At 65.5% G+C, this 19547-nt stretch carries 20 protein-coding genes; 6 read left to right on the top strand and 14 right to left on the bottom strand.

Going from position 1 to position 19547, the window contains the following annotated elements; genetic code table 11:
• From EBN03_RS10905 to EBN03_RS10885, 5 genes are all read right to left on the bottom strand, one after another.
• The gene (locus EBN03_RS10905; protein ID WP_199742719.1) at positions 1-558 is read right to left on the bottom strand and encodes a hypothetical protein; all 558 of its coding nucleotides are present in this window, start codon (positions 556-558) and stop codon (positions 1-3) included.
• Between the two features lie 109 nt (positions 559-667).
• Positions 668-2269 carry a SulP family inorganic anion transporter gene (locus EBN03_RS10900; RefSeq protein ID WP_122187803.1) on the bottom strand — a complete coding sequence of 534 codons (1602 nt, stop codon included), beginning with the start codon at positions 2267-2269 and terminating at the stop codon, positions 668-670.
• 13 nt (positions 2270-2282) lie between these two features.
• Entirely contained in the window at positions 2283-2972 is a 690-nt protein-coding gene (locus EBN03_RS10895) for a cysteine hydrolase family protein (protein WP_122187802.1), read from the bottom strand.
• Positions 2969-4366 carry an allophanate hydrolase gene (locus tag EBN03_RS10890; protein ID WP_122187801.1) on the bottom strand — a complete coding sequence of 466 codons (1398 nt, stop codon included), beginning with the start codon at positions 4364-4366 and terminating at the stop codon, positions 2969-2971. The genes EBN03_RS10895 and EBN03_RS10890 overlap by 4 nt, the downstream gene beginning before the upstream one ends.
• A gap of 57 nt (positions 4367-4423) precedes the next feature.
• Positions 4424-5095, bottom strand: coding sequence for a GntR family transcriptional regulator (locus EBN03_RS10885; protein ID WP_122187800.1), 672 nt, complete (start codon positions 5093-5095; stop codon positions 4424-4426).
• Positions 5096-5743: 648 nt separating this feature from the next.
• Between EBN03_RS10885 and EBN03_RS10880 the strand changes: the two genes are divergently transcribed.
• Positions 5744-6847, top strand: coding sequence for a GGDEF domain-containing protein (locus EBN03_RS10880; RefSeq protein WP_158675590.1), 1104 nt, complete (start codon positions 5744-5746; stop codon positions 6845-6847).
• A 189-nt stretch (positions 6848-7036) separates the two neighbouring features.
• Here the strand turns inward: EBN03_RS10880 and EBN03_RS35000 are convergent, their stop codons facing one another.
• Complete coding sequence (locus EBN03_RS35000) at positions 7037-7747, bottom strand: hypothetical protein (RefSeq protein ID WP_233608317.1); 711 nt, start codon at positions 7745-7747, stop codon at positions 7037-7039.
• Here EBN03_RS35000 and EBN03_RS10870 point away from each other — a divergent pair.
• Both EBN03_RS10870 and EBN03_RS10865 read left to right on the top strand, forming a co-directional pair.
• On the top strand, positions 7717-8220 hold the full coding sequence (locus EBN03_RS10870; protein ID WP_122187797.1) for a cysteine hydrolase family protein: 504 nt from the start codon (positions 7717-7719) through the stop codon (positions 8218-8220). The genes EBN03_RS35000 and EBN03_RS10870 overlap by 31 nt on opposite strands.
• 400 nt (positions 8221-8620) lie before the next feature.
• Complete coding sequence (locus tag EBN03_RS10865) at positions 8621-9199, top strand: DapH/DapD/GlmU-related protein (protein ID WP_122187796.1); 579 nt, start codon at positions 8621-8623, stop codon at positions 9197-9199.
• 146 nt (positions 9200-9345) lie between these two features.
• Here the strand turns inward: EBN03_RS10865 and EBN03_RS10860 are convergent, their stop codons facing one another.
• Both EBN03_RS10860 and EBN03_RS10855 read right to left on the bottom strand, forming a co-directional pair.
• The gene (locus tag EBN03_RS10860; RefSeq protein ID WP_122187795.1) at positions 9346-9678 is read right to left on the bottom strand and encodes a DUF6188 family protein; all 333 of its coding nucleotides are present in this window, start codon (positions 9676-9678) and stop codon (positions 9346-9348) included.
• Complete coding sequence (locus EBN03_RS10855; RefSeq protein ID WP_122187794.1) at positions 9669-10712, bottom strand: acyl-ACP desaturase; 1044 nt, start codon at positions 10710-10712, stop codon at positions 9669-9671. Before EBN03_RS10855 ends, EBN03_RS10860 begins: the two co-directional genes overlap by 10 nt.
• Positions 10713-11466: 754 nt before the next feature.
• Between EBN03_RS10855 and EBN03_RS33675 the strand changes: the two genes are divergently transcribed.
• From EBN03_RS33675 to EBN03_RS10830, 3 genes are all read left to right on the top strand, one after another.
• Positions 11467-11970: a DUF6069 family protein gene (locus EBN03_RS33675; protein WP_147471530.1), complete on the top strand. Its 504-nt coding sequence runs from the start codon at positions 11467-11469 to the stop codon at positions 11968-11970.
• 393 nt (positions 11971-12363) lie between these two features.
• Complete coding sequence (locus EBN03_RS10835; RefSeq protein ID WP_122187790.1) at positions 12364-13134, top strand: DUF2637 domain-containing protein; 771 nt, start codon at positions 12364-12366, stop codon at positions 13132-13134.
• A 215-nt stretch (positions 13135-13349) separates the two neighbouring features.
• Positions 13350-14387 (top strand): replication-relaxation family protein, encoded by a 1038-nt coding sequence (locus tag EBN03_RS10830; RefSeq protein ID WP_122187789.1) that lies wholly within the window; start codon positions 13350-13352, stop codon positions 14385-14387.
• Between the two features lie 45 nt (positions 14388-14432).
• Here EBN03_RS10830 and EBN03_RS10825 read toward each other — a convergent pair whose 3' ends face one another.
• The 6 genes from EBN03_RS10825 to EBN03_RS10805 all read right to left on the bottom strand — a co-directional run bounded on the left by EBN03_RS10825 (position 14433) and on the right by EBN03_RS10805 (position 19541).
• Complete coding sequence (locus EBN03_RS10825; protein ID WP_158675589.1) at positions 14433-14858, bottom strand: 3'-5' exonuclease; 426 nt, start codon at positions 14856-14858, stop codon at positions 14433-14435.
• A gap of 315 nt (positions 14859-15173) precedes the next feature.
• Positions 15174-16193, bottom strand: a complete 1020-nt coding sequence (locus EBN03_RS33670) for an AlbA family DNA-binding domain-containing protein (RefSeq protein ID WP_147471529.1) — start codon at positions 16191-16193, stop codon at positions 15174-15176.
• A 170-nt stretch (positions 16194-16363) separates the two neighbouring features.
• Positions 16364-16576: a hypothetical protein gene (locus EBN03_RS33665; RefSeq protein WP_147471528.1), complete on the bottom strand. Its 213-nt coding sequence runs from the start codon at positions 16574-16576 to the stop codon at positions 16364-16366.
• 183 nt (positions 16577-16759) lie between these two features.
• Positions 16760-17098, bottom strand: coding sequence for a hypothetical protein (locus EBN03_RS10815; RefSeq protein ID WP_147471527.1), 339 nt, complete (start codon positions 17096-17098; stop codon positions 16760-16762).
• 236 nt (positions 17099-17334) lie between these two features.
• Positions 17335-17721: a hypothetical protein gene (locus EBN03_RS10810; RefSeq protein WP_147471526.1), complete on the bottom strand. Its 387-nt coding sequence runs from the start codon at positions 17719-17721 to the stop codon at positions 17335-17337.
• Between the two features lie 713 nt (positions 17722-18434).
• Positions 18435-19541, bottom strand: a complete 1107-nt coding sequence (locus EBN03_RS10805) for a DUF1152 domain-containing protein (RefSeq protein WP_158675588.1) — start codon at positions 19539-19541, stop codon at positions 18435-18437.
• Positions 19542-19547 lie beyond the last annotated feature (6 nt).

The raw sequence follows: 19547 nt of genomic DNA, 5'->3' as shown, positions 1-19547 counted from the left end.
TCACCGGCACTGGGCGTCGATGAATTCGGAGAAGTGCGGGAACTCGGCGGCCGCGGCCGCCAGGATCTGCTGCGGTGACCCTTCGCGCCCGGGAGCGTAGCGCTCAGCGATCGCACGCAACCGTGCATCGGGTTGCGGAGTCCACGACTCGTCCACTCCCTCGACAGCCTCCGACGGACCGTAACCCGCGGCGAACAGCCACAACAGATCGGCCAGATCCCGGGCCACCACACCACGCTGCCCCTCCGACCCGAGATAGACAACCGGCTGCCGCTCGATCGGTACCGCGCCCCGAACCAACCAGAACCCGGTGTAATCGCCTGCGTCACTGGTACCGAAGAACCGGAACTCGCTCCCGTCCACCTCCTCGTTCGCAGTCCACAGCCGATACCACCACGCCGTCCGCTCGGCCGGCTCGAAGTCCTCGTATATCCCGAAGTCACAGCCGACCACGTCGTCCGTCTCGTCGTCGTATTCGCACTCGAAACCGACCGCTGCCACCGCCACCAGTGCCTCCGGCAGCGCTAGTTTCCCGCCGTGATCCAGTCCATCCCTCACCCGGCCGAGAGTATCCGGCCCCAGCTCGTCGCGGACGCCCCGTCGGAGGCGTGGAAACGCCACACCTGCGGCGAGAGCGCGAAAGGACCTCGCCTGTTCGGCTGGAGTACTAGTGACCGGCCACGATATCGGCTTCGTCGTGCTCGACGGGATCCTTCGAACCGGGCAGGAGCGAGAACGCGACGCAGACGATCCCGAAGAACAGATAGCCCAGGGCGACATGCGGATTCGCCGCCCACTCCACCTTCGGCGCGTGGATCAACCCGATGAACGACAGCACCGCTCCGGCCGCCGACGCGATGGCGGCGTACCGGAATTTCTTCTCCAGGACGAACGTCACCATGGTGCCCAGGATCAGGCCCACCAGCACGGCGCCCTGGCCGAGGGTCTCCAGACCGTCGTAGACCACGCCCGCGCTGTTGAGCGCCCCGACTCCGACCTTGGACGCGGAAGTTCCGGCCGCGCTCAGCGCGTTGTCGATCAGTCCGCTGGCCCACTGCGCGAGGTTGGGCAGCAGCGCGGCCACCACAGCGACCGCGTGCAGGCGCGGCACCGCCTGGAACGCTTGCGCGCCGATCAGCAGACCGATGTAGAGCAGGATCGGCACGATCGCCGGCACCGGCAGCAAAGCGTCGAGTACGCCGAAAAGCCCCAGGAAACAAAAGATCCCGATCACCGCGCCACTGGCCAGGGAGTAGCCCGCGCGGCCACCCGCATCCTTCCAGCCGGGATGCCCGATGTAGACCGCGGGCGGGAACGGCGAGCCGAAGGCCGATCCGATCACCGCGCCGGCCCCGTCGGCCAGCAGCACGCTGCGCAGGTTGTAGTTGTCACCGGCCGCGGCGGCACTCTCCACGTTGCTCATGGCCTCGGTGAAGTTGTAGACACCGAGTGGGATGGCGGTTCCCAGCAGTGGTGCCAGATGCGACAACCCGGAGAACAACATGTTCACCCGCAGGTCGGGGATGCCGATCGCGATGTCCGACACCGCATGTCCGACATCGGGCGCCGACATGTAGCCACCGATCCAGCCGATCGCGGTGCCCGCCAGGAGCGCGGCCAGCCCGACCGGAATACCGAACGGCAGCTTCATATCGGTGAAGAAGCCGATCAGGATGATCGCCATGACGGGCAGGCCGATCCACGCGGCCTCCCACATCTGCGCAGCGGGCCGCATGGAGATGAACGTGATCGAGATGCCGGCCAGCGTGCCGAGCATCGCCGCGCGTGGGGTCAGCTTGCGGATGTACGGCCCGACGAACGCACCGATCATCACGATCACGCCGATCATGAAGGCCCACGCCAGTCCGGACGACCAGGCTCGCATGGCGTCCTTGGTGTTCAGGTACACCGGCAGCATGACCACGAACACCACGATGAACATGTGTGGCACGCTCGGCCCGTACGGCAGAGCCGTGACGTCCGTTCGGTTCTCGCGCCTGGCCAGCCTGCGGGCGAGGAACGTGTAGTACAGGTTGCCGAGGATCAGTGCGACGCCGAGGGCCGGCAGGATGGTGCCCAGGACGTCACTCGCCGCAACCTTCACCACCCCGATCATCAGACCGGTCAAGGTCAAGACGTTGACCAGGATGTTGAACCCCAGCCCGAAGAAGGCATTGGTGTCTCCCCGAGTCCACCACGGTACGGACGGCGGGGCGGTCTCGCCGGACGGGGGGTCGGCTGCGGTGGGATCGGTGACTTCGGTGGACATGGCCGGTTTCCTCTCAGCTGGCGTCGGTGGTGAGTTGTCGTAGGGCACCGATGACCGCCGCCGAGTCCGCGACCCATCCGAAAATGCCCCCCTGGGCCTTGATCATTTCCAGCCCCACCCGCTGAAAATCCGGGAAATACGAACCGACACAGTCGGATACGACCAGGCACTCGTAGCCGCGGTCGTTGGCCTCACGAGTGGTGGTGTGCACGCACACCTCGGTGGTCACGCCGGTGACCAGCAGTTGGGTGATGCCCGCGCCGGTCAGCACGTCCTGCAGTTCGGTGGCGTAGAACGCGCCCTTGCCGGGCTTGTCGATCACCACCTCGCCCTCGATCGGGGCCAGTTCGTCGACGATGTCGTGGCCGTATTCGCCGCGGATCAGGATGCGCCCGTACTTGCCCGGGTCACCGATCCGTTTGGACGGCGCACCACGGTTGAGTTTTGTCGGCGGGCAATCCGATAGATCGGGCTCGTGTCCTTCCCGGGTGTGGATCACCAGGATCCCGGCCTCGCGCGCGGCTGCGATCAGCGCCGCCAGCGTGGGGACCACCTCGAGCAGCCGGCCGACGTCGTTGCCCAGGCTCTCTCCGAAGCCGCCGGGCAGCAGGAAATCTCGCTGCATGTCGATGACGATCAGCGCTGTGCGGCCGGACGCGAGGGAGAAGGCCGACGGCTCGGCCGGCACAGCTGTGGAAGTCATACCTGCTCCTGCACGGTTGTAGCGGCCGCCGCGGCCCTCGGGCGGGGCTCGTCGAGGATCTGGGCGGCCAATGCCAGCACGGTGTCGTCGCGGAGTGCGTCGCCCAGCAGCATCGCGCTGCAGGGTCGTCCGTCGCTGGTCACTCCGAGCGGCACCGCGACCCCCAGCAGGTCGAGCAGATTGCCGAAGTGGGTGTAGTGGCCGAGCATCGTGTTGCAGTCGATGGGCCGCTGCCGGACTTGCTCGACAGTGAAGGTGGTGCCGATGGTCGGCACCGCCAGGACGTCCATCGTCTGCCACAACCGGCTCGCCCGGGCTTTGAGGTTCTGCAGTTGCTGCAGTGCGGCGAACGCGTCCACGGCGGTGTAGTCCAGTCCGCTGCGCAGGATCTCCCGAACCACCGGGTGGATCGAGTCCGGTCGTTCGGCCAGGAAATCGCCGAACTCGACCAATCGTTCAGCGACCCAGGGGCCTTGGTAGAGCAGCGCACCCGCGGCCAGGAAGGGCTCCAGGGACACCTCGACGACGGTGACCCGCCGTTCCAGTTGCACGCGAAACCTCAGGTGTGCCGCGCGCATGGCGTCGTCGCCGAAGAACTCCAGTTCCGCGACCGGTGGCAACCCGACCCGAATCGGAGTGCCGTCGTGGCGTGGTCCGCGGTCGCGGGACCACGGGTCATCGTCGTCGCGGCCGGCCATCACATCGAAGACGCGGTCCACGTCGTCGATGCAGCCCGCCATGACGCTCAGACAGTCGAGCGATTTGCACGCGGGCACCAGCCCGACGGTGCTGATCAGCCCGCGCGAGGGTTTGAAGCCCACCACGCCGTTGAGGGCGGCGGGCACCCGGCCGGATCCCGCGGTGTCGGTGGCGACCGCGAAGGGAATCTGGCCGAGTGCGACGGCCAGAGCGGATCCGGAGCTGGACCCGCCGGAGATGAGTTCACCGCCGAAGACGCTGCGGGGCACCGTGTACGGGGTTCGGGTGCCGTTGAGGCCGGTGGCGAACTGGTCCAGATTGGTCTTGCCGACGTACAGCGCGCCCGCGTCGAGCAGCCGCTGCACGGCCGGTGCGGTGCGGTCGGCGACGTAGGCGTAGTCCGGGCAGGACAGCGTGGTGGGCACCCCTGCGACGTCGATGCTGTCCTTGACGCCGAGCGGCACCCCGTAGAGCGGCAGGGTCCGGGCGCCGGGCCGGTTCTCGATCGCGGCCGCGGCGGCGAGCAACTCGGCGCGGGGGACGGTAGACAGCCAGGTCCCGTCGTCGCCGCGGGCCGCAATGGCATCGGCGACCCGAGCCGCGGTGTCGACCGGTGATCCGGTGCCGCAGGCGTGTGAATCGAGGATCTCGGCTACCGACGGCCCGATCGAGGGACCGTGCGCATGTGAACCCATATTTGTCGATTGTCGACAGAGCCATGGCGATCGCGGTACGCGTGTGTGTCGATCGTGTTAGCCGTCGTCCCGGAGATCGAGGTAGCGAAGCTGGCCGTGATTCTCCAGCGCCGTGATCACGGTGGCGGCGTCGTTGGATTCCAGGGCCGTCAGGAGGGCGCGGTGCCGGTCGACACCGTCACGAGCGCGGTGGTGCCTGGCTTCCTCACGAAGGTTCATAGCCATCGGCAGCTGCAGTTTGAGCAGGATGGGCTCCAGCACGATATCCAGTTGACGGTTGGCCGCCAGGGCGACCACGGCGGCGTGGAAGCGTCGATGCGCGTCGTCGCGGCCCAGGGCGTCCACCGCTTCGGCCATGGCCGCGAGGGCTTCGCGCACCGGCCCCAGCTCCGTTTCGGGATCGGCCAGGGGCAAGGCGATTTCGACGGCGTGCCGCTCCAGGACCAGCCGCAGATCGAACAGCTGGCGGATGTCGGATGCGGACCAGTCGGCCACGCGCGATCCGCGCCGGGGGAGATGCTCGACCAGCCCTTGCTGCGTCAGCAGGCGCAGGGCCTCGCGCAGCGGGGCTCGGCTGATGCCCAGATCCGCGCACAACTGCTCCTCGACGATCTTGTCGCCGGGGCCCAGCGCGCCGCTGAGGATCGCATCGCGCAGGCGGTTGCCCGCGACATCGACGAGGCTTGCCGGCAATTCGTGCCGGGACTCGTTCACTCGCTGTGCTGCCATGTCACGCCATGGTAGGACCTCCCCGCAGGGACCTGACTTCGCCGGGACGCGCCTGCCGCGTCTGTCCGCGGTGGCGGATCGCTACATCGTGCGCCGTGGGCGTTCAGCACGCCGAGCTGGAGCCGATCCCAGCTGCGGTCTCGGCAACCGATCCGTCGCCTCCGCCGATCTCGATGGGCCGGGCCGCTGCGAGGTCACCCGTCAGCGGCCAACGTATATTCCCGAAGGTCGGCCAGTTGTGATTCCCGACGAGCGGCCAGTTTGGTGGCGTGGCACATGTTGTGGCCCTGCCGCGAGACGGCCGCGAGTACACTCTCGCCACACCGACTCCGGTTGCCAGTCCTCCGGATCCGGAATGAGGTTCTTGGAAGCGCTGGTGGACATCCGTGCCCGAGGCGGAACGATTCGCTGTGATGCACCGATGCCAGCCGAGCGAAACCTCCCGCCGAACCCGGGTATTGCCGCGGGGATGGTGAACCGGTTCAACGGAATCGTCTCGATCTGGTGCCGGGCGAGATGGTTCATAGTGAGCCGATCGCTGAGAGTCCGGGGCTCGAACAGGATCGGCGCAGTGGTGGAGCCATCCGGGACTCGGCGATACGGACCCGTTCCACGGGGCGCTGTGTACCTTTTCGATACAGGAACAGTGTGCTGATCAGGAGCGGTCTGGAGCGGAGGTGTCGACCGATGATCGGATCGGAGGAATCCGGCTGGCGGACAATGGCGGCCTGGTGGCGCGACCGCCCGGAATACGGGTGGCTGATCCGAACGCTCGAGGCGCACGGCGCACTCTTCGTCATGAAGGTGGCTGTCGCTCTCGTCGGGGCGATTTACGCAGCGGTCATCACGACGGACTTGACGTCCACGGCCGGGCCGGTCGGTGCGGGGCGCCTGGTGGCGATATTCGACATCGTTTTCTGCTCCGCGTTTGCGGTGTATTGGTGTTCGGCGCCCTGGCCGGGCGAGAAGACCTCGCTGACCTTGATGGCGTGCACGGATGTGGCGATCACCGCCAACTGCCTGGTCGAGAGTGACCGGCTGTTCGGTGCGCTCGGGTTGATGCGGCTGGTGGTCACGGGCGGCTACCTGGCGATCTTTCACGGACCTCGCATCCTCGCCGTTCACAGCGTGTGGTCGGTGCTGTCGATCCTGGCCCTGACCTGGCTGACGGTGCACAACGGGGAGATCGACGGCCAGGCGAGTGTGTCGATCGTCCTGACGATGGTGTCGGTCACCGTGTTCGTCCTGCCCGGGATGCACTTCTGCTACTGGGTGCTGCGCCGGGATGCACTGACCGATCCGCTGACCGGCCTGCTCAATCGCCGGGGGCTGGACTACTACGTCTCGACGTGGTTCGAGCCCGGTGTCCACGAGTCGATCGCGCTGATGACAGTCGACCTCGACCGGTTCAAGCAGGTGAACGACACCTTCGGCCATCGCGTCGGCGATCAGGTGCTCGTCCGTACCGCGGTGTGCCTGCTCGCGGAACGTCCGCCGGCCTCGATTGTCGCCCGCAGTGGCGGCGAGGAATTCGTCGTGCTCGTGCCGCTGGACGCCGGTGCCGCCATGAGTGAGGCGGAACGGCTGTGCCGGGCCATCGAGGCTGCCATCGAACCTGTCACCGCCAGCATCGGGGTGGCCGTCACCGTGGACGATGTCCACCCTGACCCCGAACAGTTGCTCCGCAGCTCGGATTCGGCGATGTACCGGGCAAAGCAGTTGGGTGGCAATACCGTTGTGTTCGCAGCCTGACGCTCGGTTACGACCGCACGGCCTCTTGCGGGCGACGACCCCATGTCCGTGGTCGCCGTGACAATGGCGCCGGCGGAGATTATGTTCTTCTGGGTACGGCTCGACAACCGAGAACCGGGTCTGCACTCTCATGCGCGGGCATGGATAGCGGTGATGCGTTCGCGCACACAGTTCTCGGCTTTGCGGCGGTCAGCCGCAGTGCGAGGCTCCTGAGAACCAGACGTTCGCTACCCCGCCGGACGTCATCATGCCTCCCCAGTCGATGCAGACGCCGGGAGCGGTTACTCGCACCGGGCCGGCGTAGTAAGCGAATTTGCCCTGGTCAGTGATGTAGTTGGTGAAGCTTCCGTCCGCGTTCTGCTTCGCGATTTGAGCGTACATGTCGACTGCGGTGCCTGGGTTGTTCTGCGTCGTGACTACGCAGTCGACGGACCCGTTGTAGAGCAGGTGGATGCGTGCGCCGGGGATGTCGTGGTGGTCGATTTCGTAGTAATTGCTGCCGCATGCCTCGGCTGGGGTCGCGACCGCAACCGCCGGTCCGGCTACAGCTATTGATCCAGCAACGATCGCCGACGCGGCGAGGGCCAACCTGACAGCTCGAGTCTGAATGCGCACCTTCATGTATCCGTTCTGCCCGCCGGTGCGGACAAAGCTAGAAAAATATGAGATAGCGATATTAGAAGCCGCATTCAACCGATCGCTTCGATCACCTCCCCAGTGGTGGTGGCCCCGACACCGCGGCGCGCATCCACGGGCGTCGGACGATGCCTCCACCAGGGCGTCGCCGTGGCGATCGTGTCGCGGGCCGGGCTGTTCGCCGCGATACGCCGTGACGCGAGCGGGACTGTCGAACAGGCGATTCGGCGTAAATGCGGCGTCGGATGCCGCGAGGTCGGCCAAGCGGTGGCCTCGCCGTGGTCGGCCGAACGCAAGGCGTACTCGGCGCGGGGGCTCGAAACTCGAACCACCGGAACCGGTCATCGACGACCTCCTGCGGGCCGACCTGGGGCCGGCGGGGACCGACGCTGGCCGGCGGCCGATGGTATGCGCCGCTGGCGCCGGGCGAGGGCGATGTCGTGGCTTACGAGCACTGGGGAATGAGTGGCTTCGCGAATACCGACCTGGATCTGCAGCTGCGCACGCGCGGGATCGAACGGGTCATCATCGCCGGAATGACCGCGCCCGGCTGTGTCGAGGGCACCGCGCGCCACGCCATGGAGCTGGGCTACCTGGTCACCCTCGTCACCGACGCGACCGCCGCCTACAACGACGAACTGATGCACGCGGCCCACCACCTCACCGGCCCATTGTTCGCTGAGCATATTCGCACCACCGAAGAAGTGATCATGGCTCTGGCCACCGTCAGCGAGTGATCGGAAGCCGGTGCCGGCCAATGAGTTCGGTATGAGCCGCGAAGCCGTTTGCAGCTACCTGCGGGTGGATGCCGTCGCGGACTGAGTGGGGCCCACGGCTGCCCGTGATCGTCGAGCTGAGCTGCCCGGCACCGATTCCTACCGGCTCGCCCATACCCGCGGCAAACACTGACCCCACCGCGACACGAACACCACCGCCCCAACGACACGCCGTTCGGCGCGGTGTCATTTTCGCGCTCACAACGACACTCGCAGCAGGCCTGCTGATGTCCGGATTCACGCTGAACCGATGCCAAAATTCACGCCCATGGCCAGCCGGGGGTCGAGGAGCATCCGCGAGAAAGTCTCGCTAACGCCGACCGGTAGAAATTGGCTGTGTAGCAGATGATTTCATGTCGGCATGGCGAGCGACAACTTCATGCTGATCCACGATGCCGAGCTCCTGGCCCAGGGCGAACGCGTTCTCGGTGCCGAGTTCAAAGCGATGAGCGAGAGGGTTATGCAGGTCACCGAGTTGACCTCTCGTCTCAACGTCATGCCTTTCGACGACGAGACGGGTAAGGCAGCCCTGCTCGAGCAGATCCTGGGTCGTCCTCTCCCTGCGGGAGTCACGATCTACCCGCCCTTCTACACCGACCATGGGCTTCGCCTGGACTTGGCCGAGCGCGTGTTCATCAATCAGGGCTGCACTTTCTTGGACTACGCCGGCATCCGGTTGGGCAGGGGTGTGATGATCGGCCCGAAGGCCACGTTCATCACCGTGGGCCACCCGGTGGACCCAGAAGAGCGGCGCCAATTCCTTACCGGTGCACCGATCGACGTAGCGGAAAACGTATGGATCGGTGCCGGGGCGATGATCCTGCCGGGGGTCAGCATCGGGCGTGACGCCGTGGTCGCTGCGGGTGCAGTCGTGGCCGATGACGTACCGGCGAGGAGCTTGGTGGCTGGCCCCAAGGCCGCTGTGCGCCGAGGTTGGTAGCGCCGCCAAAGTCGCCGCGACCTCGGGCCGGCGAGTGGAGCGAGACGATTTCGGCATGAGGAAGAGGACACCCCGACCCAGGTTCGGCACATCGAACCAGGCGGTCGGGGGCTTTGTCGTGCCTCGGTGCCAGGGGTGAGGTGGTGTCAGGGGTGTATGCCGCCGCCTCGGTTCCGCCGGGTGGGCAGTGCCAGACTCCACCACCGTCGGCCGACGCCTGCTGCCCAGGCTTCGTACTGTGGGTGCGGCGGACAGACGATGCGGGCACCGGTGTCGAAGGTGAGCGTGAGTTTCCGGTCCTGTACGACGGCGGTGGTCACCCTGCGGTTCAGCAGGCCCATGACCGGGCCCGCGGTGAGCGGATCGTCGTCGACCCGGACGCCGTGCTCCTGGCCGGCTGCGTCCGTGAACCGGAAGTGGTCCACGTCGACAAAGATGCCGCCCTGGTTGGGCAGGCCGAGATCGAAGATCAGGCGCACGGTCGATCCCCAGACCCAGATCTGCTGGATCTGTTGTCCGGTCGAAGTGGTGAATTCGCCTGTGTGAAAGCGACTGTGGCGCGGCGCTGGCTCTCGCGGGCCAGGGCTTTGTCGCGTTGTTCCTCGAACCGCGGGACCTGGACTGTTTCCAGGTCGTGGAGGAACGCCGCGAGTCGGTCGCGGGCTGCTTCGCCACGCGGACCGAAGTCGTTGCGATCGAGCAGGTTCCACTTCCGTACGACCGGTCGGACGACTTCCTCGAGGTGCTGGCGCAGGTCGTAGATGCCGTGTTTGGCCATCAGCACGCCGTGGCGGCGGAAGTTGGGCATCCCGTACCCGGGCATGCGGAAGTTCTCCACCACCAGATCGATCGCCTCCATTACCTGGTCGGGCGCGAGATCCAAAGCCGCGGCGGTCACGTTGCGATAGAAGATCATGTGCAGGTTCTCGTCGAGGGCAACGCGCTGCAGCATGTTCTCGGCGACCGGGTCGGCGCACACGCGCGCGGTGTTGCGGTGGCTGATCCTGGTGGCCAGTTCCTGAAACGACACGTACACCACGGAATACAGCAGCCCTGCGCCCGACTCGTCGCGTAATTGCGGGGGCGCGGCGAATCCGTTGCTCATGTGGCTCATGCGGTCGTTCTCCAGGGCGACGGGGTCGACACCGCGGGTGACGACGAGGTAGTCGCGCATGACGACGCTGTGCCGGTTCTCCTCGGCGGTCCAGCGCCCTACCCAGGTACCCCACGCGCCGTCGACGGAGAAGTTCCCGGCGATCTCGCGGTGGTAGGAGGGAAGATTGTCCTCAGTGAGCAGGTTGGTGATCATCGCCGCTTTCGCGACCGGACTGAGTGAGGATTGCTCCGGGTCCCAGTCGATTCCGCCCAGCGCAGCGAAGTTTCGGCCCTCGTCCCAGGGGACGTAGTCGTGGGGATGCCAATCCTTGGCCGTCCTCAGATGCCGGTTCACCTCCTGTTCCGCGACGGGCTCCAACTCGGTCAACAGCTCGGTCTGGCTCAGATAGCGTGCCACGGAAGATTTACCTGCTTTCCTCATGACGTGCTCGGTCTGGGAACGAGTCGGACGGCGGCGACTGTCTCCGGGTCGATCGCGACAACGGTGCCGGGACCTCGTCGACCCATATCGGGCCGTTCGGGCAGATCCCGGTTCCGCACACGACGGTCACGATCCCGGCCGGGCTTTCGAACATCTCGCCCACGCGCAGTCGTTTTCTGTCCTGGGCACGGTTGTGCCGCAGCGACAATGCGCGTGTGCGCCCGGTTCGCGGTAGGGCCGAAGGTCCCCATCCGATGGACCCGAGTGTCCACCAGCAGGCGCCAGCGCGGCCGGTGGACGAGCTGGTGATCGGAGCGATGCCCCGCCGTCCGTCCCGGGGGAGAGCCTTCGGTCCCGCATCAGCGGGACCTTTCGACTGGAAGGCCGGTGGCTATGCGATCCACCGATCGGTGGGCGGGACCTGGCGAAGTCGCCGTTCCACCGGCAAGCCGAGTGCCGAACGATCACAAGCGGTGGTCAGGTCGGCAGCGGAGACGATCCCGGTGACCCGGCCGGCAGCGTCGACCGCGACGACAGCGTCTAGCTTCGGGCGCAACACAACTCGGGTGGCGGCGTCGGCGAGCAGGGTGTCCTCGGTGACGACCGCCCGCCTGAGCCTGAACCGGAACGGATCCGATTGTCCCGGCCGACGATATGTGAGGCGAAAGTCCTTCGCGGAGTTGACCTCGAGCCCTGGGGGCGGGGCCCTGACCTGGCAGATGGTGGCGATATGGACGAGTACGAAGACATGATGTCCGCCGCGCCGGTCGAGCCGCATCCCCATCCGCCACACCAGCCGCTGCCCCCGTCACCGCAGCCACGAATTCGCACGGGCCGGCTATGGGCAGGCGGCATCGGCACTGCCGGGGTCACGTCGCTGCTGGTCCTCGTATCGATTCTTCTGGTACGCGGCGTGTTCCACATTCCGGTACTGGCCCCGGCTCGCGACGGCGCCTACGGCACGGCGAACACCACCAGCTATGCGCTCGGTGCCGCGGTCGTGGCACTGCTGGCCACCGCACTACTGGAACTACTGCTGGATGCGATGCCGAACCCGCTTACGTTCTTCTACTGGATCACCGGGCTCGTCACCGCTGCCGCGACGATCCTTCCCTTCACCGTGCCCGCCGATCAGAACGCTCAGTACGCCACGGCGGCAATCAATCTGATCACCGGATGTGCCATGATCAGCATGCTCGGCTCGATCGCACCGGGCTCGATTCGATCCGCCTAGACCAGGATCGGCCATCCAGGACGCTCTTCTGCGGCGTGCGAAGAAGCTCTCCATGGCAGCGCCGTCTCCGGCCGCGCCGTTGTGCCCCCGGCGCGGCACGTACTGGATCTGCACGTAACCGTATCCGCCATGAACTGCAGGTTTCCGCCACCGTCGACATCGTCCGGCGGCGTCGTCGCTCCACTGCTGGTGGTACCCAGTGAACGCCGAACAGATCTTCACCGGGTTGACCGTGTCGCAGGCCGATGGGTTGGCCTGCGTGGTGTGTGGAGCCGACTTCCTCCGCGTTCGTGTTCCGCATGTGCCGTTCGGCCGGTCGGCCACCGGTTCGCAGGTATTCGCTTGTGCCTCCTGCAATTTGAGCCACGTCGACTGGGCTGGAGGTGAGCGTAGATGAGCACCGCTTCCGTTGGCCGCGACCGGACGCTGTGGATCCAGTGCGCCTGCACCGCGGTGGTCGCGATCGGCGCGGCATACGCCTCCTACCGGCATGGTCGGGAGTTCGCGTCGCGGTTCGGCGCGGACTCCACGACGGCCGGCATCTGGCCGGTCATCGTGGACGGGCTGTTGACCCTAGCGACAGTCGAGCTGTGGAAGACCGGCCATGACCGCAGTGCGGGCGGCCGGTGGGCGGCCTGGTCGGCGTTCGCGTTCGGGATCTGCTTGTCGCTGTGCGCGAACATCGCGGCGGCCCCGGTGTTGAGCGTGTTCAGCGTCGCGGTGGCCGCGTGCCCGCCGGTGGCGTTACTGCTCGCGGTCGAGTTGTTGAACCGCGCCCTGAAACGGCATCACGCCGAGACCACCGAGACTGTGGACGAGACCACGATCGAGACCAGCGAGACGGACGAGACCACCGAATCCGCGGCACCGGTCGTGCGTCTCGCACCGGTCCCGGTCCGGCCCGGTTCACCCGCTGCGCTGACAGCGGAGCAGCGCATGTGGGCGTACTACCGCAGCGAGCGGTCGCTTGGCCGGACACCGACCGGCGCGGAGCTGGACCGGATCGCGGGCACGAACAACTACGGCCGCAAAGTGCTGCGGCGGTGGCAGGCAGGCGGCGGCGCGCCGGCGGACTCGGCGGACCAGGAGATGGACCTCGACGGGCCGGACTTCTGGGTCCACGCGGGAGGGACCGGGCAACGGGCCCAGGGTGAGGCCCGATGACCGGACGCGAGCACAACCCGGTGGCGGATGGGTCGGCGGTTGGTGGCGCGGATGGGGCGTCGGATGCTCGGCGTCCTATAGCCGCCACCCCAAACGCCGAACACACCAACGACATTCAGGCAGCTCAGACGGGAATTCGAGGCAAGCGAACGGAATCCAGAACGATTACGAAAGCTCGTAGGTATTCCGCAATCGGTCCGCGCGGCGGGCGTAGCGTGCATCGGGGCGGGCATCCCGACGCTGGCGCATGGTTCCGTCTGCTCGATCGTGACCGTCGCCTGCTGGCCCTGCTCGCCGAGCACAAGGCATTCACCACCGACCAGATCGCGTCGCTGGAGTTCGCGTCGGTGCGGCGCGCGCAGGATCGACTGCGGAAACTGCGCGAGATGGGCATGCTGTTCGCCTTCCGTGAGTCCCTCTACGGCGGCGGCACCACCCAGACACGCCACGCGCTCGGCTATTCCGGTGCGCGCCTCATCGCGGCCCAGCGCGCGCAGACCCCACCCGCCCCCGCCAAGTACGCCCTGAGTTTGGAGCGGCTGGCGTCCTCACCGATGCTCACCCACCGCCTGGGCGTGAACGGCTTCTTCTGCGCCCTGGCCGCCCACCGCAACCCCGCTTGCCGGCACGGACCGGCAGTACCGGAGCCGGTGCAGGGACTGACTCAGTGGTGGTCCGAGCGCCAATGCGCCGAGATGTTCTGGACACACGCCTCCGGCGAGGATCAACTCCATCCCGATGGCTACGGCTGCTGGGAACAGCACGACCGCGTGGTGCGGTTCTTCCTCGAATACGACACCGGCACCGAGTCGTTGAAGACCGTGACCTCCAAACTCGCTGACTATCAACGGTTCCCGACCGACAAGTTCGGGATCCTGCTGTTCTCGGTGCATTCGGCCCGCCGCGAGACCGGGCTACGAGCCGCACTGCGTCGCGCGCTCGGCAGCAGCTACAGTCCCGGCCTGGTGATCGCGACGACCAGCCGCGACATGCCCCACCCCGACGGCCCGGCAGGACCGGTATGGGCCCTGTGGACCACCGGAAACGGCGGGGCCGTCACCCACCGGCTCCGACTGGCCGACCTGCCCGAACGTGGCCCGCGTATCGGCCACCACGCCAGCGCCGAACTGCCTTACAACGAGGCCGCGTTCAGCCACCACGAACCAATTATCCAAGACCTGCTCTACCCCAACCGGACTCGACCAGCCACCGGATACCCGGCCAGTCACGACGTCGCCGAGGACGAGGACTGATCGACTGGGGCACTCCCGCTTCCAGCGCCCAGTGACCCGCCCCGGCTAGCTGGTCACCCCGGTCAGGTCGAGCTCAAGCGGACGCCGTAACGATCCGCAGGTGTATTTCGCTCTGGTCAGGGCTACGTAGAGTACACAGTGTTCCGGCTCCAGTTCGCGCAGACCTTCACCGAGCATGTGTTCCTGCTCGGAGTTCAGCACAACCCCAACGCGGTCCCACTCGCGTCCCTTCGCCTGGTGGACGGTCAGTCCAGGGATGAGGTCGCGGCACTTCAGCCGGGCACGGAGGAAGTCGAGTTCGCCTTCTCTGATGCTCTCATCGTTTGCCCTGCGAGGCCGCTTTCTTCCGGATTCCTCAGTACGGACCCGGAGTTTCTCAAGAACCTCGTCTGCCGGTACGTCTGCGACCAGCTCCGCCAAAGTCGGGCGGAGAATAACGTCGCGGAAATCCTCTAAGGATTCGTCGGTCATGCCGAGGCGGATCAATGCGTTGTGCCGACCGAATGCGGGCAACCCGATCCCCGATCCGGAGCGATAGCCGCGCTTCCCGAAGGGCGTTCTACACCAGGCAAATCCGGCCCGTCGTTGAGACCCTATGTGCACTCCCGACATGGAGCAGCAGGCCATACACACTGTGTACTCACACCTCAGCTAGAACGCTGAGGTGAAAGAGTCCGCGATCCTCGGTAGCGGCCACACATCACCGCGGCGGTTCGGCGCTTCATGCAATACAGACAACCATCCCAGAAAGGCCACGCCGCCGATATTACCTTTCGGGCGTCAAAGCTAGTCAATAAGCGAAAGACCTTCGGGCCATCGGTAATTGCTATGGTCTCCCCATGACACTCTGAAGCCGGAACCATGCGTTGCCATATGCCCACTTCCACGATCAGTCAATCTTTCTCGTATTTTAGCTGACCGAACCGAATCAGAGGTGGGCAATTCGATGTTGATTTCAACCCAATCAGATAGTGAAACCGCCTCGAACTCTACATCTGAAATATTTACACCTCCATTGAACTCGACCACGTCAGGACCGGTCACTAATAATCCAGACTTCCGCGCAGTCACGCCAAACTCGCCTATTCGGCCGGATTTTGAAAAATCCGCAATTTTGGGCTCTATATTGAATTCAGGGCCTGAGCTCGCCCTAAGCGAACACGACCACCTATGTCGTGGCAGCAGCAGGGATCCATTCATATCGGTGTCAAAGAACATCAGGCATTTGAAGCTAAAGCTGCAAACGGCCTTCTTTTCGCCCGAGAGCTGGACGGCTTCCTGGATGAAACACATCGCGGACGGGCGAATCAATTCTAGTCGAGGGATCGAGGTGGACGTACGGAGAAGCGATAGCAGCTCACTTCGCGTTGCCGTTCGCGTACGAGTGCCCGAGCGCCAGGGAATTTCAGTGGTTGCTGTTCCCGTACTTCCAGTCTTTACAAGATATGGGGCGCGGTCGGTCTCAAAGTACAGGCAGACCACTCGACCATGATCGGTCGCCACGTTGATTGTGATCAGGTCTGGCGAAACTTCATGAGCAAAGCCCCTCTGCACCGCCGCCCACCAGTCAGCCGGATCCGTTTCATCCACCTGAACCACACGATGTCGCTCCTCATCCAGCCCCACTATCCAAATAACCGGTTCCCCGCGGGCGGCATTTGCCATGGCGGCGATCTTTCGAGCGACTTTATCGGGTGGCAGCCACATAGCTTTTGCTTCAACGTAGTCGTCTTCGACTTTCCCTTCGCCTGCAACGACATGATTGACGATGTCGATAACACGCGCCTCAATCTGCACCTTGATCACGGTCGCACTCTACTCCCGCTGGCGCCGACCTGATGGCGATTGATCCAGCAGACGGGGCGGTAGTGCAGGCGCCACCGATGAAAGATCACCCAGGATATCAGGGTGGGGGCGTACAGCGATCCCGAATGCCCGGATACGTTCGCATGCGGCTACCACCACGAACAGGCGACCTAAGGCTGCGAGCCGGTTGTATGATCAACCAACACACGGATCATAGGAATAGCGCTACGAGTAATTCTTGATTCCATATCGTAACGCGCTTCGCCCGATCCTCGCAAATTCACAGTTAAATTCATTTTCACGATGCCTGCTTCAATGGTCTCGGTTGCCATGTCGGGGGTTGGTATGCCGTAACGAATTGCCACGAAGCGAAAGGCCGCCATGCGCGCCTCCTCGTCGACCCGCCGTCTGGGGGTAGCGGGTGACGCCATTCCTGGATGCGGCACTGGATCGGCGATGGAGGGTGGCCGCCGATCTGACCGCCCTGGTTGCGGGCTCTAGACACATCGAAAAGTGCGCGGGCGCAACGCCCGCACCGCCCGCTCGATCACAAAAAGGTCCAGCGACTAGAATTCTCCGGCTGTGTAGCCTCGCTGGAACTCCAGCCATCCGTCGGGGGTGTTGATCATCCGGGCCAGGAACGGGCTCTCGACACGTGGATCGCCGAAGTCGAGCTCCGGCCAACCACTGTTCTCGAATGCCGCGTACAGGCCCAGGCCGCCGGTCGCCATCACGCGAGTCTTGTCGCCCCACGCGACGGCGAGAACGACTGTGCCACATTCGCAGTTGATACAGAACGCGACCTCATGACCGAGACGTCCGGGGGCATCGTCGATGTCCGCAGGGTACACCCCTTCGTGGCCACGCGAACAGATAGTGAGGGCGGACAATGGAATAGTCGTCATACCTGCCGATACTTCCGCACAGGACCTCAAGCCGGGCCAGATGCCCGATTTTTCACGGCCGTCCGGTACCGAAATCCGGCCAAGCTGACCGGATCCGACGGACCACGCACCCCCCGAGTCGACTCCGGGTTCATGCGGCAGCCGGTCGCCCTTCGCCGGGCCGAAGCAAGTCCGGCCAGGCCGCAGTCCGGTAGCGCCGCAGCCACCGCCGCGGGCACCGGATCATCCGCAGCTGCTCAGCTCATCGGAATTTCCCAAGCCCCTGGGTTGCCAGCGGATTCGCCGTCGGTTGGACAACCATCCATCCAGGACGCGCCGTCGACCAACGCAGACGACGCCCACCCAATGTGGGTGAAGCTGCTCAGATCGACGGTGCTGGAGCCTGCCAGATTGCCAGAAATCGCAACATGCAGCGGAAGGCGCGCAGTGACCGTGTTCCCGTTGATGGTTGGGCTCACCGTGGTTTGGCCGGCCGCCGCGTCATCCGGCCCGGAGACACCGATATCCCATATGCCTTCGCTGTCGCTGATATCGATCATCCCGTCAGTACCGTCGCCGGCACCGAACCACACTGAGAGAGAAAGATTGTCGCCGGTGACCGGACCGCTGAGCGTGAAAGTCACGGTAAGTGTGGAGTCGTCTCGCCGTGCGGTGGCTTGGACGATGTGCACATAGTCGGGATGACCGTCGGCTCCGGAACTGAAATGTCCACTGCGCGCGACTCGGATGTTCCCGAGGCTGCCGTGTCCAGTCGCCTGCACCACGGGGTGCATCGGTACGGCCGTGGTGGTGGCGACAGTGGTCGTAGGAGTGGGGGCAACGCTGGCGGGAACAGGGTTGACACTAGAGGTGGGCACCACAGCACTTGTAGATACCGAGACCGAGGCTGCCGCCGATTCCGGGGTCCGCGGGCAGGTCGTCATCGGGTGGTAGCAGGAGCCGGCCACCGCTGACGTGTAACCCGCGTCCGAGATCGAGTCTGAGCCCGAGTGGGCGCCAGCATTCCAAAGGATCGCGATCAGCAGGCCAAGGGCAATACCGCCAACTGGGGCAGCGACGGCGACCTTTACCTTCGCCGGGAGGCCCGCCCACCTGCGCCCCAGGGAAGAGAGCTTGCTGTCCGTCCCAGACTGTTCGGCTGACTCGTGGTCCACCATCCCCCACCTCTACTACGGTCTTGCGGCCAGTCAGTTTCGCACGCCCCCTATTGGGGCGCAAAGCATTCGGACATCGAATCACGCAGAGTGGACCTGGTGGTGGTGCAGCAATTCGGAGCAGTTTGGCTCGAAATACGCTGCCTGGCATCGCCATTCGGATCACATGCTGTGAAGCGCGTTCACGGCCGGTCCGGCTGGCGGCGCGTCAGGAACAGCGGCGGCCGGAACTGGGTGACGCGCTCACGAGCCAGCAGAGCACGCAGGCACGCGCTCTCGGCAACTCCCGTGGCGGCAGTGAGTTCGCAGAGCCTGCGGACGGTCACCGCGTCTATACCGCGCCCGGCGGCCTCGGTGGCGTGCCGGTCGACGACCTCGACAGTGGTGTCGTCCGGCGTCCGGGCGACAGGCCTGGACGCAGCCTTGCGGCGCTCGTAGTCGATCTCGGATGCACCCCACACAGCACGAAGCCGATCCTCGGCATCGCCGAGAGAACCGGTCGTCAACAGGTGCTCGGCGAGGCTGCCGGCGACGGTCGCGTCCAGGGAAACTTGGTAGATACCGACGACATCGTCGGTGATGTACACGCGCGAGTCCCGTTGCGGCTCAACCACACCACGCCAGCCGACGGCAGCCACAGAGAGCATGCCGTTGGCCTCCGACGGATGCCAGTCCCACACCCGACCGAACGGGGCGGCATCCGCTGCCGATACCACGGCGGGTAGCAGCTCTCCGCCGCGTGCGGCCAGCGCGGCCCGGGCCTCTCCCATAGTGAGTTCCGCGTCGAGCCCGAGCCCAGTCACTACGACCTCGGCCGGCACCCCCGACCGTTCGGCACCGGCTACGACCAGACTGTCAGCTAGGGGGCTCCGCAAGCCGGGCTCGTGCCCGGACGCGACGACATCGCCTCCGACATCGACGATGATAAGTTCGTCGGCACCGAATACCTGTGCTGCCGTGCGGAATTGCTCGCCGAGGCCGACGGCGCCACGAGCCCCGTCGAGCAGCAGCAGCGGGAGCTGAACCTCGGCGGCGAGCCGGACCAGCGTCGATCGGCCGGGACCGCGCAACCGCGACTGTGGGGTGACCTGAGCGATTCCGCCGTGATCGGTGAGGCCGATGAAGTCATTCCGGCCGCGGGGCCCGGGAGTCGGGTCGATCATCAGACGGTCCCAGGACCAGGACATGATGGCTACGATGTCGCGCTGGTCGGCGAGAGTACGGGCGAGGATCGCGGCGGTGACGGCATCGCCGCCCCCGCCGGCCGCGATCGCGAGGGTTCGTCTCATCAGGTT

It is taken from the genome of Nocardia stercoris, assembly GCF_003696265.1.
Taxonomy (GTDB): domain Bacteria; phylum Actinomycetota; class Actinomycetes; order Mycobacteriales; family Mycobacteriaceae; genus Nocardia; species Nocardia stercoris.
The sequence above is the reverse complement of the archived record's forward strand: the minus strand, read 5'-3'. Positions and strand labels throughout refer to the sequence as shown.

Bases quoted from the DNA above. Each gene is read 5' to 3' on its own strand.
- EBN03_RS33665 (WP_147471528.1), bottom strand. From the start codon at position 16,576: ATGGCGGCCTTTCGCTTCGTGGCAATTCGTTACGGCATACCAACCCCC.
- EBN03_RS10835 (WP_122187790.1), top strand. From the start codon at position 12,364: ATGAGCACCGCTTCCGTTGGCCGCGACCGGACGCTGTGGATCCAGTGC.
- EBN03_RS10805 (WP_158675588.1), bottom strand. From the start codon at position 19,541: ATGAGACGAACCCTCGCGATCGCGGCCGGCGGGGGCGGCGATGCCGTC.
- EBN03_RS10815 (WP_147471527.1), bottom strand. From the start codon at position 17,098: ATGACGACTATTCCATTGTCCGCCCTCACTATCTGTTCGCGTGGCCAC.
- EBN03_RS10900 (WP_122187803.1), bottom strand. From the start codon at position 2,269: ATGTCCACCGAAGTCACCGATCCCACCGCAGCCGACCCCCCGTCCGGC.
- EBN03_RS10870 (WP_122187797.1), top strand. From the start codon at position 7,717: ATGCGGCGTCGGATGCCGCGAGGTCGGCCAAGCGGTGGCCTCGCCGTG.
- EBN03_RS10890 (WP_122187801.1), bottom strand. From the start codon at position 4,366: ATGGGTTCACATGCGCACGGTCCCTCGATCGGGCCGTCGGTAGCCGAG.
- EBN03_RS10895 (WP_122187802.1), bottom strand. From the start codon at position 2,972: ATGACTTCCACAGCTGTGCCGGCCGAGCCGTCGGCCTTCTCCCTCGCG.
- EBN03_RS10865 (WP_122187796.1), top strand. From the start codon at position 8,621: ATGGCGAGCGACAACTTCATGCTGATCCACGATGCCGAGCTCCTGGCC.
- EBN03_RS10825 (WP_158675589.1), bottom strand. From the start codon at position 14,858: ATGACCGACGAATCCTTAGAGGATTTCCGCGACGTTATTCTCCGCCCG.
- EBN03_RS10885 (WP_122187800.1), bottom strand. From the start codon at position 5,095: ATGGCAGCACAGCGAGTGAACGAGTCCCGGCACGAATTGCCGGCAAGC.
- EBN03_RS33675 (WP_147471530.1), top strand. From the start codon at position 11,467: ATGGACGAGTACGAAGACATGATGTCCGCCGCGCCGGTCGAGCCGCAT.